Source organism: Mesorhizobium sp. HAY1-8B, assembly GCF_056868045.1.
This window is the reverse complement of sequence record NZ_CP200321.1, coordinates 1,309,755-1,322,459: the sequence shown is the minus strand read 5'-3', so window position 1 is coordinate 1,322,459 and position 12,705 is coordinate 1,309,755. Positions and strand designations below refer to the sequence as shown.

The 12,705-nt window shown below is 62.8% G+C and carries 16 protein-coding genes; 7 read left to right on the top strand and 9 right to left on the bottom strand.

The window, feature by feature from the left end; translation table 11 throughout:
• The first annotated feature begins 48 nt into the window (after positions 1–48).
• Both trxA and AC1VON_RS06625 read left to right on the top strand, forming a co-directional pair.
• The gene (trxA, locus tag AC1VON_RS06630) at positions 49–375 is read left to right on the top strand and encodes a thioredoxin (RefSeq protein WP_115141308.1); all 327 of its coding nucleotides are present in this window, start codon (positions 49–51) and stop codon (positions 373–375) included.
• Between the two features lie 197 nt (positions 376–572).
• Positions 573–854, top strand: coding sequence for a cupin domain-containing protein (locus tag AC1VON_RS06625; protein ID WP_056569023.1), 282 nt, complete (start codon positions 573–575; stop codon positions 852–854).
• 30 nt (positions 855–884) lie between these two features.
• On the opposite strand, the gene AC1VON_RS06620 is transcribed toward AC1VON_RS06625, so the two are convergent.
• The 5 genes from AC1VON_RS06620 to AC1VON_RS06600 all read right to left on the bottom strand — a co-directional run bounded on the left by AC1VON_RS06620 (position 885) and on the right by AC1VON_RS06600 (position 6,262).
• Complete coding sequence (locus tag AC1VON_RS06620; RefSeq protein WP_483121058.1) at positions 885–2,210, bottom strand: bifunctional folylpolyglutamate synthase/dihydrofolate synthase; 1,326 nt, start codon at positions 2,208–2,210, stop codon at positions 885–887.
• A 183-nt stretch (positions 2,211–2,393) separates the two neighbouring features.
• Entirely contained in the window at positions 2,394–3,320 is a 927-nt protein-coding gene (gene accD, locus AC1VON_RS06615; RefSeq protein WP_172347371.1) for an acetyl-CoA carboxylase, carboxyltransferase subunit beta, read from the bottom strand.
• 96 nt (positions 3,321–3,416) lie between these two features.
• Entirely contained in the window at positions 3,417–4,256 is an 840-nt protein-coding gene (gene trpA, locus AC1VON_RS06610; RefSeq protein ID WP_172347372.1) for a tryptophan synthase subunit alpha, read from the bottom strand.
• Positions 4,257–4,318: 62 nt separating this feature from the next.
• Entirely contained in the window at positions 4,319–5,569 is a 1,251-nt protein-coding gene (trpB, locus tag AC1VON_RS06605) for a tryptophan synthase subunit beta (RefSeq protein WP_483121056.1), read from the bottom strand.
• Positions 5,570–5,602: 33 nt separating this feature from the next.
• Positions 5,603–6,262 (bottom strand): phosphoribosylanthranilate isomerase, encoded by a 660-nt coding sequence (locus AC1VON_RS06600; protein ID WP_483121054.1) that lies wholly within the window; start codon positions 6,260–6,262, stop codon positions 5,603–5,605.
• A 132-nt stretch (positions 6,263–6,394) separates the two neighbouring features.
• Between AC1VON_RS06600 and AC1VON_RS06595 the strand changes: the two genes are divergently transcribed.
• A complete protein-coding gene (locus tag AC1VON_RS06595) occupies positions 6,395–6,613 on the top strand; it encodes a hypothetical protein (protein WP_172347375.1) in 219 nt (72 codons plus the stop codon).
• On the opposite strand, the gene AC1VON_RS06590 is transcribed toward AC1VON_RS06595, so the two are convergent.
• The 4 genes from AC1VON_RS06590 to AC1VON_RS06575 all read right to left on the bottom strand — a co-directional run bounded on the left by AC1VON_RS06590 (position 6,614) and on the right by AC1VON_RS06575 (position 10,088).
• Positions 6,614–7,372, bottom strand: coding sequence for a M48 family metallopeptidase (locus AC1VON_RS06590; RefSeq protein ID WP_140770283.1), 759 nt, complete (start codon positions 7,370–7,372; stop codon positions 6,614–6,616).
• 200 nt (positions 7,373–7,572) lie between these two features.
• Positions 7,573–8,055: a DUF2852 domain-containing protein gene (locus AC1VON_RS06585; protein ID WP_027047647.1), complete on the bottom strand. Its 483-nt coding sequence runs from the start codon at positions 8,053–8,055 to the stop codon at positions 7,573–7,575.
• 117 nt (positions 8,056–8,172) lie between these two features.
• Positions 8,173–9,315: a benzoate/H(+) symporter BenE family transporter gene (locus tag AC1VON_RS06580; protein ID WP_172347376.1), complete on the bottom strand. Its 1,143-nt coding sequence runs from the start codon at positions 9,313–9,315 to the stop codon at positions 8,173–8,175.
• 2 nt (positions 9,316–9,317) lie between these two features.
• The gene (locus AC1VON_RS06575; RefSeq protein WP_483121052.1) at positions 9,318–10,088 is read right to left on the bottom strand and encodes an alpha/beta hydrolase; all 771 of its coding nucleotides are present in this window, start codon (positions 10,086–10,088) and stop codon (positions 9,318–9,320) included.
• A 221-nt stretch (positions 10,089–10,309) separates the two neighbouring features.
• Here AC1VON_RS06575 and infC point away from each other — a divergent pair, with 221 nt between their 5' ends.
• From infC to rplT, 4 genes are all read left to right on the top strand, one after another.
• Positions 10,310–10,846: a translation initiation factor IF-3 gene (gene infC / locus AC1VON_RS06570; RefSeq protein WP_010912915.1), complete on the top strand. Its 537-nt coding sequence runs from the start codon at positions 10,310–10,312 to the stop codon at positions 10,844–10,846.
• Between the two features lie 224 nt (positions 10,847–11,070).
• On the top strand, positions 11,071–11,697 hold the full coding sequence (locus AC1VON_RS06565; RefSeq protein WP_056568993.1) for a methyltransferase family protein: 627 nt from the start codon (positions 11,071–11,073) through the stop codon (positions 11,695–11,697).
• Positions 11,698–11,880: 183 nt separating this feature from the next.
• Entirely contained in the window at positions 11,881–12,084 is a 204-nt protein-coding gene (gene rpmI, locus AC1VON_RS06560; protein ID WP_006201248.1) for a 50S ribosomal protein L35, read from the top strand.
• Between the two features lie 87 nt (positions 12,085–12,171).
• The gene (gene rplT, locus AC1VON_RS06555) at positions 12,172–12,573 is read left to right on the top strand and encodes a 50S ribosomal protein L20 (RefSeq protein WP_006201247.1); all 402 of its coding nucleotides are present in this window, start codon (positions 12,172–12,174) and stop codon (positions 12,571–12,573) included.
• Positions 12,574–12,705 lie beyond the last annotated feature (132 nt).

The window sequence follows — 12,705 nt, the reverse complement described above, 5'->3', positions numbered from 1 at the left end:
CAACCACCACATTTGGTGCGACAAAGAACTCTCGAAAGGATTTTCCGGATGGGTGCCACCGTCAAGGTTGACAAGAATAATTTCCAGGCCGACGTGCTCAACGCCAACGTGCCGGTTGTGGTCGATTTCTGGGCGGAATGGTGCGGACCGTGCAAGATGATCGGCCCGTCTCTGGAAGAGATCGCCTCGGAACTCGGCGCCAAGGTCAAGATCGCCAAGCTCAACATCGACGAGAATCCAGAGCTTGCCGCGCAGTTCGGCGTGCGCTCGATCCCGACGCTGATGATCTTCAAGGGCGGCGAAGTGGCCGACATGAAGGTCGGTGCCGCGCCCAAGACCGCCCTGTCGCACTGGATCAATGGCAGCCTCGCCTGATCCAACTGAATTCCGACATCCAAAGCCCGGCCATCGTGCCGGGCTTTTTGTTTGCGTCACCTACAGCGCCGCGCGTCCTTGGACGCTCAAGGACGCTTTGGCGCATGATCCTTTCTGGGTCATGCGCTGGCCCGCTCTGGCCCTCACATCAGGGCACGCCATGTCCTCTGCTGGGAAGCAGAAACAGGGAGAGCGACATGACCGGATCCGCCAAGGCCACCGTCTTCATCGACAATGAGCGTGTCATCGTCACCGAATACCGCTTCCAGCCGGGCGACAACACCGGCTGGCATCGCCACGGCCACGATTATGTCGTGGTGCCGCTGATGGACGGCAAACTCAAGCTGGAAACCAAGGACGGCGAAACCTTCGCCGAGATGAAGAAAGGCGTGCCTTATTTCCGTAAGGAGGGCGTCGAACACGACGTCATCAGCGCCAATGAGGGCGAATACGCTTTCATCGAGATCGAGTTGAAGTAAGCGGCCGCATTGACTAAGCGATGAACGGCCTCAGGTCGGCGGCGTGCCGTTCTCGGCCAGCACCGCGCCGGCCAGATAGAGCGATCCGCCGATCAGGATACGCGGCGGCGGCCCGTCCCAGGTGTCGCGCAGCAGCATCAGCGCGCTGGCGACGGAACTGACCGGCTCGGCGGACAGGCCGGCTTCCGTGGCGCGGACCGCCAGTTCGTCGTTGGGCACGCCGGCATCGCTCATGCTGACCGGCACGGTATAGACATGCCGGGCCAGGCCCTTGAAGGCGCGGAAATAGCCACTCTGGTCCTTGGTGTTGATCATGCCCGAAATGAGGAACAGCGGGCGCGGGTTCTTTTCTTCCTGATCGGCCAGCGCTTCGGCGACGACCACGCCGGCGCCCGGATTGTGGCCACCGTCGAGCCAGATATCGGCACCCTTCGGCGCCAGCTCCGCCAGCCGGCCCTGCACCAGCTTCTGCATGCGGCCGGGCCAGGCGACATTGGTCATCGCCTTTTCGACCGCGCGGTGGCTGACCTCGAAGCCCGCCGCCTTGACCGCGGCGATCGCCGCCGCCGCATTGGCGAACTGGTGGCGCCCGGGCAGCCGCGGCATCGGCAGGTCCATCAGGCCATCCTCGTCCTGGTAGACCATGCGGCCGTTTTCCTCGAAGGCCAGGAAATCCTGGCCGTAGACGAAGGTCGGGCACTCCAGCCGCTCGGCGGTCTCGATCAGCACCTGCAGCGCCGTCTCGCTTTCCTGAGCGCCGATCACCACGGGGCAGCCGCGCTTCATGATGCCGGCCTTTTCAGCCGCGATCAGTTCGACCCGGTCGCCGAGATAGGCCTCATGATCCATCGACACCGGCATGATCACCGACACGGCGGGCCTTGTGACGACATTGGTGGCGTCGAAGCGGCCGCCGAGGCCGACCTCGATGATGGCGGCATCGGCCGGATGTTCCGAAAACAGGATGAAGGTAACGGCGGTGAGTATCTCGAAGACGGTGATCTTCTGGCCGTCATTGGCCTTGGCGACGCGGGCAATGGCCTCGGCGAAGGTCTCATCGTCGACGAGTCTGCCACCCCCCTCGGCGGCGAGCCTGTAGCGCTCGGCCCAGTTCACCAGATGCGGCGAGGTGTGGACATGCACGAGACGGCCGGCAGCTTCAAGCAGCGCGCGCGAAAAGGCGGCACAGGAGCCCTTGCCGTTGGTGCCGGCGATGTGGATGACCGGCGGCAGCAAGTCCTGCGGATTGCCAAGCCGCTCCAGAAGCCGCGTGATGCGGTCGAGCGAAAGGTCGAAACCTTTCGGGTGAAGCGCCATCAGGGCTTCGATTTCGCGGTCGGCGGCAAGCGTTGTCATGACAAAATCCCGGCGCATGGCCCGAGCACCAGAATCAATCCGGAATGGCCATGGCAGTCAAAAGGCTACAGCGCGCCATGGACATGGCGCAATCGCGGTTCGCGGCGGTCAAAGTCGTGTTTTGTGCATGTCGTCTTCCCAAAAACGAGGTCACTTTTGGGCGACATGCACAGTGTGGCATTCTCAGGCTTGCGGCCGGGCTTCGGTCGCAACCACCGCCGGCGGCAGGATTTCCGGCTCCAGCGGCTTTTGCTCCTCCGGCATCTTGAGCAGCATCTTCAACAGCCGCGCGATTGTCTGGCGCAGCTCGAGCCGCGACACCACCATGTCGACCATGCCGTGCTCCATCAGATATTCGGAGCGCTGGAAGCCATCGGGCAGCTTCTCGCGGATGGTCTGCTCGATGACACGCGGTCCGGCAAAGCCGATCAGCGCGCCCGGCTCGGCAATGTGCACGTCGCCCAGCATGGCATAGGAGGCGGTGACCCCGCCGGTGGTCGGGTTGGTCAGCACGACGATGTAGGGCAGGCCGGCCTCCTTCAGCCGGTCGACGCCGACCGTTGTGCGCGGCAGCTGCATGAGGGACAAAATGCCTTCCTGCATACGCGCGCCGCCGGACGCGGCGAACAGGATCAGCGGCCGCTTGCGCTGCAGGGCGACCTCAAATCCGTGTACGATGGCGTCGCCGGCCGCCATGCCGAGCGAACCGCCCATGAAGGCGAAATCCTGCACCGTCACCACCACCGGCAGGCCTTCGATGGTGCCCAGCGCGTTGACGATCGCGTCTTCCAGCCCGGTCTTGGCCTTGGCGTCCTTCAACCGGTCGGTGTAGCGCTTCTCATCGCGGAACTTCAGCGGATCCTGCACCACCTTCGGGTTTTCGAGCTGTTCGTATTTGCCGTCGTCGAGGAAGTACTTCAGCCGCTCCTTGGCCGAGATCTTCATGTGATGGCCGGAAGACGGGATGACGAACTGGTTGGATTCCAGATCCTTGTGGAACACCATCTCGCCGGTTTCGGGATCCTTGATCCAGAGATTCTCGGGCATGTCGGTGCGCCGGCCGAGCATCGAATTGATCTTCGGGCGAACGTAATTGGTGATCCAGTTCATCGCTTCGGCTCCTGTCCTGACGAAGAGTTGCTAATGCATGTCGCCCAAAAGTGGGAACCGGTTTTGGGCGACATGCACAAACTTGAGGTAGGAGAACTATTCGGCAGCAGCAAGGCGGGCAGAGCGCACGCCTTGCGCAAGGCCGCTGACCAGCGTGGCGACGGCCTCGGCGGGGTCGGCGGTCTTTTCGCCCTTCGGCCCCAGCACATTGGCAACCGCATTGACGATCGCTGTGCCGACGACGACGCCATCGGCATTGGCGCCAATGACACGCGCCTGTTCGGCGGTCTTGACACCGAAGCCGACGCAGACCGGCAGGTTGGTATGGCCCTTGATGCGCTTGACCGCCGCCGCCACCTTGCCGGTGTCAGCCAGCGCCGAGCCGGTGATACCAGTCATGGAGACGTAATAGACGAAGCCGGACGTGTTCTGCAGCACCTTGGGCAGGCGCTTGTCGTCGGTGGTCGGCGTCGCCAGGCGGATGAAGTTGATGCCAGCCTTCAAGGCCGGAATACAAAGTTCCTCGTCCATTTCCGGCGGCAAGTCGACGACGATCAGGCCATCGATGCCACTGACAATGGCATCCTTCAGGAAGCGATCGACGCCGTAGATATAGATCGGGTTGTAGTAGCCCATCAGCACGATCGGCGTCTCATCATCACTGGTCCGGAATTCGGCGGCCATCTTCAGAGTTTTGACCAGCGTCTGGCCGCCTTTCAGCGCGCGCAGGCCGGCGGCCTGGATCGCCGGGCCATCAGCCATCGGGTCGGAAAACGGCATGCCAAGTTCGATGATGTCGGCGCCGGCCGTCGGCAGCGCCTTCATGATCGACAACGAGGTGTCATAGTCGGGGTCGCCGCCCATGAAATAGGTGACGAGCGCCGGGCGGCCCTCGGTCTTCAGCTTCGCCATGCGGCGGTCGATACGAGTGGTCATGTCTGGCCCTTTGGACGAATTTTGCTCATAATCAACTCCCAAGTCGAAACTGTCCAAATGGCCTAGATCTCCATGCCCAGCATCGAGGCCACCGTGTGCACATCCTTGTCGCCACGGCCGGACAGGTTGACGATGACGATCTGGTCCTTGTCCATGGCAGGCACGATCTTGACCGCGTGCGCAATGGCGTGCGCGGATTCCAGCGCCGGGATGATGCCCTCGACGCGCGTCGTCAGCTTGAAGGCTTCGAGTGCCTCGTCGTCGAGGATCGGCACGTACTCGACGCGGCCGGAATCGCGCAGCCAGGAATGCTCCGGGCCGACGCCGGGGTAGTCGAGACCAGCCGAAATCGAATGGCCGTCCATGATCTGGCCGTCGGCGTTCTGCAAGAGATAGGTGCGGTTGCCGTGCAGCACGCCCGGCCTGCCGGCGTTCATCGAGGCGCAATGCTCGATGCCGTCGAGACCACGCCCACCGGCTTCGATGCCGATGATCTTGACCTCCTTGTCATCAAGGAAGGGATGGAACAGGCCGATGGCGTTCGAACCACCGCCGACAGCGGCGATGATGGTGTCGGGCAGCCGGCCTTCCTGTTCCAGGATCTGCGCGCGCGCCTCGGTGCCGATCACCGATTGGAAATCGCGCACCAGCTCCGGATAGGGGTGCGGGCCGGCGGCGGTACCGATCAGGTAGTAGGTGTCCTCGACATTCGTCACCCAGTCGCGCAGCGCCTCGTTCATGGCGTCCTTCAGCGTGCCATGACCAGCGGTCACCGGCCGCACCTCGGCGCCCAGCAGCTTCATGCGGAAGACATTCGGGCTCTGACGGGCGACGTCCGTGGCGCCCATATAGACGACGCAGGGAAAGCCGAAGCGGGCGGCGACGGTGGCGGACGCCACGCCATGCTGGCCGGCGCCGGTCTCGGCGATGATGCGCTTCTTGCCCATGCGCTTGGCCAGCAGGATCTGGCCGAGGCAATTGTTGATCTTGTGGGAACCGGTGTGGTTCAGGTCCTCACGCTTGAAATAGACCTTGGCGCCGCCGCCCAGGCCCTTCGCCGAGGAAACCTCACGAAGATGCCTGGTCAGGCCTTCGGCGAAATAAAGCTTCGACGGCCGCCCGGCATAATGGGTCGACAGGTCGGTCAGCTCGGCCCTGAAGTCCGGATCGTCCTTGACCTCGTTCCAGTGCCGCTCGAGGTCGAGGATCAGCGGCATAAGCGTTTCGGCGACGAAACGGCCGCCGAAAATGCCGAACATGCCCTGCTCGTCGGGTCCGGTACGGAAGGAATTGGGTGTCGCCGGCTTGTTCATCGCCGATCTCCTAACTCTTGATTAGAAGCACGTTCAGGCGGCGCGATCGTCGCGTGCTGCCCTGACGGCCCGGAAAAACTGTTCGATCAGCGCCGGATCCTTGATGCCCGGAGCGCTTTCCACGCCCGAGGAAATGTCTATTCCGGGCGGGTTGGCAAGCCGAAGGGCATCGCCGATGTTGGCGGCGTTGAGCCCACCGGAAAGCATGTAATCGACGCCGGCGTCAAGGCCGGCAAGGATGCGCCAGTCGAAGGCCACGCCATTGCCGCCCGGCAGCACGGAGCCCTTTGGCGGCTTGGCATCGAAGAGGAACCGGTCGGCAACGCCGATGAACGGCTTGATCCGGTCGAGATCGGCAGCCTCGCTGAGCGGCAGCGCCTTCATCACCGGCAGCCCATAGCGGACCTTCAGTTCGGCCACCCGCTCAGGGGTTTCCGACCCGTGCAGCTGCAACATATCGGGCCGCATGGCCGTGACGATCTCGTCCAGGAACGCGTCGCTGGCGTCGACCGTGACGGCGACCGCCAAGGCCTTGCCACGCGCCGCTTCGCGCAAGCGTCCGGCTTCCGCCGGCTCGACATAACGCGGGCTTTTGGCAAAGAAAATGAAGCCGACATGGCTGGCGCCGCCGGCCAGGGCCGCGGCCATTGCCTGGTCGGTCTTCAAGCCGCAGATCTTGATGTCGAGCGCCATGGCGCGGGAATTGGCATGAAATCGCGACAGAGTCGAGAAAAAGCATGCTGTTTGCCAGCAGCGCCAAAGGCGCTACCTATTGATGGACAGCATGTGGATTGGATTGACAGCATGCCGGGCGGGAGAAAGATCATGGCCGACATAACCATTGCCGAACTGAAGCAGAAGATCGCGCAGGCGCGGGCGGTCATCGCGCACCTGATGGACAAGGCCGCCTTCAACGGCGCCGAAGCGCATCGGGCGCTGGACTATTTCGGTGGCGATACGTTCGACCGGAATTTCCTGCCCTGGCCGCATCATGGCGATGAGGGGTTGCGGCCGGATGAACTCAATGCGGCTAACGACGATTGACTACTCGAACACGATCGCCTGCAGCGCGCCGCCATTGCGCTTCAGCCAGTCCTTGCAGCGGTCGGTGTCGGGGCAGAGTTTCTCGCACAGTTTCCAGAATTTCGGTCCGTGATTCATCTCCTTGAGATGCGCCACCTCATGCGCCACAAGGTAGTTTATGACCGGTTGCGGCGCCATCATGATGCGCCAGGAGAAGGAGAGATTGCCTTCCGAGGTGCAGGAGCCCCAGCGGCTGGACGTGTCCTTGTAACGGATCGCCTTGGCGCGCTTGCCGAGCGCCTCGGTGTGCCTGGCCACCAGCTTCTCGATCTCCTTCTTCGCCTCGCGCTTGAGGAAATCGGCGATGCGGCGCGGCAGATGTATCCGGTCGCCATGCACGATCAGCAGCGGCCCGCGCTCGTCGCGCGATACCGTGACGGTGCCGCGCTTTGACGGCTCATGGACGATACGGTGCGGCACGCCCCGGATTGGGATCCTGATACCCGGCCGCACCTGTGGCCGCGTCGGCACTTTTGCGAGCCGCTGCTCCAGCCAATCCTGGTGACGCTCGAGGAACCTGTCCACCTCGCCGCGGCGCAGGCCCGGCGGCACGGTGATGCGCAGGCCCTGGCCGCCGGAATCGATGCGCAGCGTCAGCCGCCGCGCCCTGGCGCTCTCGACGATCTTGAGCGGCAGCGTGCGGCCGGCAACGCAATATTCGCGCTCCACGACAGGCGTGGGCTTGGGCTTCGTCAGATTGCGAAAGAATCCGATGGTCATGGCCGGACGATACGCGATTCGAGAAAAACGACTAGAACAAAAAAGAAACGGCGCCGCTCGCGCGACGCCGTTTTTACGATCGGGCTTGTCCTACAGCGCCGCGCGTCCTCTGGGACGCGCAAAGGACGCTGTAGCACTTTAAGTTGGCGCATGACCTTTTCCGAAAACCGGTTTCGGTTTTCGGGGTCATGCGCTCGGCCTCAGTCGTCAAGCAGGTTCGAGCCCTTGCCACGCTTGGTCGGGGTCGTGCCAGTGCTCGGATCGGTCTTCGCCGGAGCGGTCGACTTGTTGCGCTTCGCCATGAAGCGGTCGAACTCGTCCTGATCCTTGGCGCGACGCAGTTCGCGGGCATAGTCGTCGAACTCGGTCAGCATGTCGTCGAGCTTGCGGCGTTCCTCGGCGAGGCGCTCAAGCTCCTTTTCGCGCCAGTCGTCGAAAGCGACGTTGCCGGTGCGGGCAGAGCCGTTGCCCCAGCGCGCGGCCTTGTCGGAACCACGGCGACAGCCGGCGAAGATGCCGTCGGTCGCGCGGTTGACGTCACGCTTGAAGCCGTCGAGCCGGTCGCCCCAGATGATGTAGGCAAGCATGGCGAAGCCGAGCGGCCAGAACACCATGAAGCCGATCACCATCAACGCGATGGTTGCCGGCGTCCAGGCCGGGCGGATCAATGCAGATGTGTTCATTTTCTCCCATTCCTTCGGTTGGAGACAGCCAGGACCGGCTGCGTGGAATCGAAATGGGAAGGCAAAAACGGCGATTCAAGACAATGTCCGCCAAAACCGGACAAGCTTATGAAATGATTATCGCTTTTTGAGCATGTCGAGGAAAAGCACGCCCAGCCCGGCAATCAACCCCCAGAACGCGGCGCCGACGCCGAACAGTGTCAGCCCCGAGGCGGTGACGACAAAAGTGACGGTGGCAGCCATCCGGTCGGCCTCGTCCTTGAGCGCGATCGCCAGCGCGTTGGCGAGCGAGGCCATCAACGCAAGCCCAGCCACCAGCACGATCAGGCTCTGCGGCAGGACGGCGAAGATCGCCACCAGCGAGGCGCCGAAGATTGCGAAGACGAGATAGGCGAGCGCATAGAACGGCCCGGTCTTCCAGCGCTCGGCGGGGTCGGGATGAACGTCCGGCCCGGTGCAGATTGCCGCCGAAATCGCCGCCAGATTGGTGGTCGAGCCGCCGAACGGCGCCGACAGCAGCGAAAACAGGCCGGTGACGCCGATCAGCGGGCCGGGCTCCGGATGGTAGCCGGCGGCGCGCAACACGGCGAGGCCAGACAGGTTCTGAGAGGCCATGGTGACGAGATAGAGCGGCAGCGCCAGGCCGATCATCGCCTTGGCGGTGAAGTCAGGTGCAATCAGCGTCAGTGTCGACAGCTCGGGTGTCGGCAGGCCGCCGACACGACCGGTGAGAAACGCGGCGAAACCGCCGCCGATCAGCACCGCCAGCACCGACAGCGCCGGGTTGAACAGGCGGATGATGAAGAACGCCGCGATCAGGGGCAGGATCAGCCAGGGGTCGACGGGAACGGTCTTGACCGCATTGATGGCGAAGGTGACGACGATGCCTGCCAGCATGCCTGAGGCGACCGAGGGCGGTATCCTGGAGATCAATTGCGTCAATGGCCGAAACAGGCCGGTGGCGATCAACAGGATGGCGGTGACGATGAAGGCGGCGACGGCCTCGCCTATCGAAAAGCCGGTCGATGCCGCCATCAGCGCCAGGCCCGGCGTCGACCAGGCGGTGATGACGGGCATCTTCGTGCGCCATGACAACCACAGGCTTTCGATCGCCATGGCCAGGCAAACGGTCGTCACCCAGCTCGCCGTCTGGATTTGCGTCGCGCCGACCGCGTGGGCGGCGGCAATGACGATGGCCAGCGTGCCGCCGAAGCCGACGATGGCGGCGACAAAGGCCGAGATCGGGATGGAAAGGCGCATTCTCACTTGCCCCCGCCGGCCATGTCACCGACCGCCCGCACCAGCATGCCGAGATCCTGCGGCCGCGACAGGCGATGATCGCCGTCGGGAATGAGCGACAGCGTGACATCATCGGCCGGCAGCAGGCTGACCAGTTTCAGCGCATGGCTCGACGGCACGTCCGCATCGGCCAGGCCCTGCAGGATGTGAACCGGGCAATGGGTGTCGATGGGCCCCGTCATCACCAGGTTGTTGCGCCCATCCTCGATCAATGCGCGCGTGTAGATATAGGGCTGCGTGGAATAGTCGGAGGGCTCGGCGAAGAAGCCCTTTTCGGCGAGGTCGTGCTTCTGCGCCGCGGTCAGCGCCGGCTCGACCAGCTCGGCGGTAAAATCCGGCGCCGGCGCCAGCAGCACCAGGCCGACGACGTTTGCGTCACCCGCCTTGCGCAATTCCTGCACCATGCGCAGCGCGATCCAGGCGCCCATGGACGAGCCGACCAGGACCTGGCTGCCGCTGGCGAAGTGCCGGAACACGGCGAGGCTTTGCGAAAGCCATTTCGAAATCGTGCCGTCGGCAAAAGCGCCGTCGGATTCGCCGTGGCCTGAATAGTCATGGCGCAGGAAGGCGCGGCCTTCGCTTGCCGCCCAGTCCGACAGCGTCTGCGCCTTCGTGCCGAGCATGTCCGACTTGTAGCCGCCCAGCCAGACAATGCCGGGCGTCGAACCCGCCATATGGCGCACCGCGATGCGCGATCCATCGACATCGAGAAAGGTCGGGGGCGTGACGGTCATGGCTTTTTCCTCAGGCCCCTCTTTTGGCACGGCGTTCTTGTGGCACAGCCACAGGCGTGGCGAAAAGTGCTCTCGCCGTTTCTTTGTTTGGTGCAGGCCAGCGATCAGGGTGATTTTCTGTCAATGCTGTGCTATTGACTCCGCCCGCGCGCTCACCACATTGGCGCGTCCACGCATCAGACTGACAAATCCTGAACGAAACGGCCAAGGAGACCACGACCATTCGCAGACCTTTCAAAGCAGCGGCGCCGACCAAGGATGGGCCGCGCTCCAACCGTGATATCCGGGTTCCCCGGGTCCAGCTTATCGACGCCGAAGGCCAGAACCGCGGCGATGTTTCCATAAACGACGCATTGCTGCTCGCCGAAGAGGCTGGGCTCGATCTCGTCGAGATATCGCCCAATGCGGTGCCGCCCGTCGTAAAAATTCTCGATCTCGGCAAGTTGAAATACGCCAACCAGAAGAAGGCGGCCGAGGCGCGCAAGAACCAGAAGGTCATCGAGATCAAGGAGATCAAGATGCGCCCCAACATCGACAGCCATGACTACGAGACCAAGATGAAGGCGGTTCGCCGCTTCTTCGAGGAAGGCGACAAGGTCAAGCTGACGCTGCGCTTCCGTGGCCGCGAAATGGCGCATATGGAGCTCGGCATGCAGCTTCTGAACAAGGTCCGCGAGGAAGTGGCTACCATCGCCAAGGTCGAGGCGGAACCGAAACTCGAAGGCCGCCAGATGATGATGGTGCTGGCGCCGCGCTAGGCGGATATTTTTGCGGAACCTGCCTGGATCACGATAAGGTTAGGCGCCGTCATCACGCTCTAAATCCGCCTGAATTGTGTTACAGGGCGTCCCGACGATCGGCGGGACGCCTGTTTCTTGGCGAAAGCTGCGATCGCCGGCTTTGTTTTTATGCATGTCGTCCTCCCAAGACCGAGGCCACTTTTGGACGATGTGCGGTAGGCTCCTCGACGATCGGATATCCCTTGGACAATGAAGTGAAATACGGGCTGGGCAACTACCAGCAGATGCGCCGACTGGTGCTTGCCGTGCTTGTGGTGGTGCTGTTTCTGGCGCTGCTGTTCGGCCAGTCGACCTTCCCGCCCGACACGCCGGTGCATGAGACGATCGAGATGTTCGGCGTGCTCTTGATTTTCCTCGGCATCGTCGGACGCCTCTGGGCGACGCTCTACATAGGCGGGCGCAAGTCGTCCGAAGTCGTGACGGGCGGGCCTTATTCGATCACCCGCAATCCGCTCTACGTATTCTCGACCGTGGCCGCGGCTGGTGTCGGAGCGCAGATCGGCTCGTTCTCCGGCATTATTCTCTTTGCGCTGCTCTGCGCCGGGGCCTTCCACATCGTCATCCTGCGCGAGGAGAAGTTCCTCAAGGAAGCGCTCGGCGCGCCGTATGCCGCCTATCTGGCGCGGGTGCCGCGCTTCTTCCCGAAGCTTTCCCTGTACCAGGAGGGCGATACGGGTAGCTTCAAGCCGCGCCTGCTGTTGACCACGCTGCTCGATGGCCTGGTGTTCCTGATCGCGCTGCCGGCCTTCGAACTGATCGACGGCGCCCAGCAGTCGGGCATGCTGCCGGTGTGGTTCACGCTCCCCTGACCGGGAGACAGAGCGTCGCACGGTCTCAGGTGTTGCGCACAAGGCGTCTTTGACGTATAGGACCGCCGTTCAAGAGAACCGCCCGGCAGGGCATGCCGTGGCGGTTTCATTTGCTTTTCGGGCTTTGGTCGGCCCGGAGCGAACAAGAAGCGCGATAGTGCGCCAACAATACGGAGTAGCAAAATGCCCAAGATGAAGACCAAATCCGCCGCCAAAAAGCGGTTCAAGATCACAGGTACGGGTAAAGTCCTGTCGGCTGCGGCCGGCAAGCGTCACGGCATGATCAAGCGTTCCAACAAGTTCATTCGAAATGCCCGCGGCACGATGGTTCTGGCTGAACCGGATGGCAAGAAGGTCATCAAGAATTTTCTGCCGAACGGCCTCTGAGGCATTCGGTCCGGACACGCATTAGTTTTACGCAATTCGGAACGGAAAGCCGCCAGGCACTGGAATTGCTTTTAAGGAGATCATGACATGGCACGCGTAAAGAGAGGCGTCACCTCGCACGCCAAGCACAAGAAGGTCCTGAAAGCCGCCAAGGGCTTCTACGGCCGTCGCAAGAACACCATCCGCATCGCCAAGCAGGCGGTGGAAAAGTCGCTGCAGTACGCTTACCGCGACCGCAAGAACCGCAAGCGCTCGTTCCGCGCGCTGTGGATCCAGCGCATCAACGCCGCGACCCATGAGCACGGCCTGACCTATGGCCGCTTCATCGACGGCCTCAACAAGGCCGGCATCGAGATCGATCGCAAGATCCTGTCCGACATGGCCATCCACGAGCCGCAGGCCTTCGCAGCCCTGGTCGCAAAGGCCAAGGTGGCGCTCGAATATCTGAAGAACACCACGCCGAACGCTTTTGAAAGCGCTGTCGCCTAAGACCAGCGCTTCCCAAGCATTCGCAATTCTGATTTGGGGAACCCGCGCTGGCACGGCTGGCGCGGGTTTTTCTTATGCCTGAACACCCAACTTGAACGTGACTTTCACGTTAGCGCAGATTTCCAACGTAGC

Excerpts from the sequence above, each read along its gene's own strand:
- trxA (WP_115141308.1), top strand. The coding sequence starts at position 49 with ATGGGTGCCACCGTCAAGGTTGACAAGAATAATTTCCAGGCCGACGTG.
- AC1VON_RS06625 (WP_056569023.1), top strand. The coding sequence starts at position 573 with ATGACCGGATCCGCCAAGGCCACCGTCTTCATCGACAATGAGCGTGTC.
- AC1VON_RS06620 (WP_483121058.1), bottom strand. The coding sequence starts at position 2,210 with ATGACAACGCTTGCCGCCGACCGCGAAATCGAAGCCCTGATGGCGCTT.
- accD (WP_172347371.1), bottom strand. The coding sequence starts at position 3,320 with ATGAACTGGATCACCAATTACGTTCGCCCGAAGATCAATTCGATGCTC.
- trpA (WP_172347372.1), bottom strand. The coding sequence starts at position 4,256 with ATGACCACTCGTATCGACCGCCGCATGGCGAAGCTGAAGACCGAGGGC.
- trpB (WP_483121056.1), bottom strand. The coding sequence starts at position 5,569 with ATGAACAAGCCGGCGACACCCAATTCCTTCCGTACCGGACCCGACGAG.
- AC1VON_RS06600 (WP_483121054.1), bottom strand. The coding sequence starts at position 6,262 with ATGGCGCTCGACATCAAGATCTGCGGCTTGAAGACCGACCAGGCAATG.
- AC1VON_RS06595 (WP_172347375.1), top strand. The coding sequence starts at position 6,395 with ATGGCCGACATAACCATTGCCGAACTGAAGCAGAAGATCGCGCAGGCG.
- AC1VON_RS06590 (WP_140770283.1), bottom strand. The coding sequence starts at position 7,372 with ATGACCATCGGATTCTTTCGCAATCTGACGAAGCCCAAGCCCACGCCT.
- AC1VON_RS06585 (WP_027047647.1), bottom strand. The coding sequence starts at position 8,055 with ATGAACACATCTGCATTGATCCGCCCGGCCTGGACGCCGGCAACCATC.
- AC1VON_RS06580 (WP_172347376.1), bottom strand. The coding sequence starts at position 9,315 with ATGCGCCTTTCCATCCCGATCTCGGCCTTTGTCGCCGCCATCGTCGGC.
- AC1VON_RS06575 (WP_483121052.1), bottom strand. The coding sequence starts at position 10,088 with ATGACCGTCACGCCCCCGACCTTTCTCGATGTCGATGGATCGCGCATC.
- rpmI (WP_006201248.1), top strand. The coding sequence starts at position 11,881 with ATGCCCAAGATGAAGACCAAATCCGCCGCCAAAAAGCGGTTCAAGATC.
- rplT (WP_006201247.1), top strand. The coding sequence starts at position 12,172 with ATGGCACGCGTAAAGAGAGGCGTCACCTCGCACGCCAAGCACAAGAAG.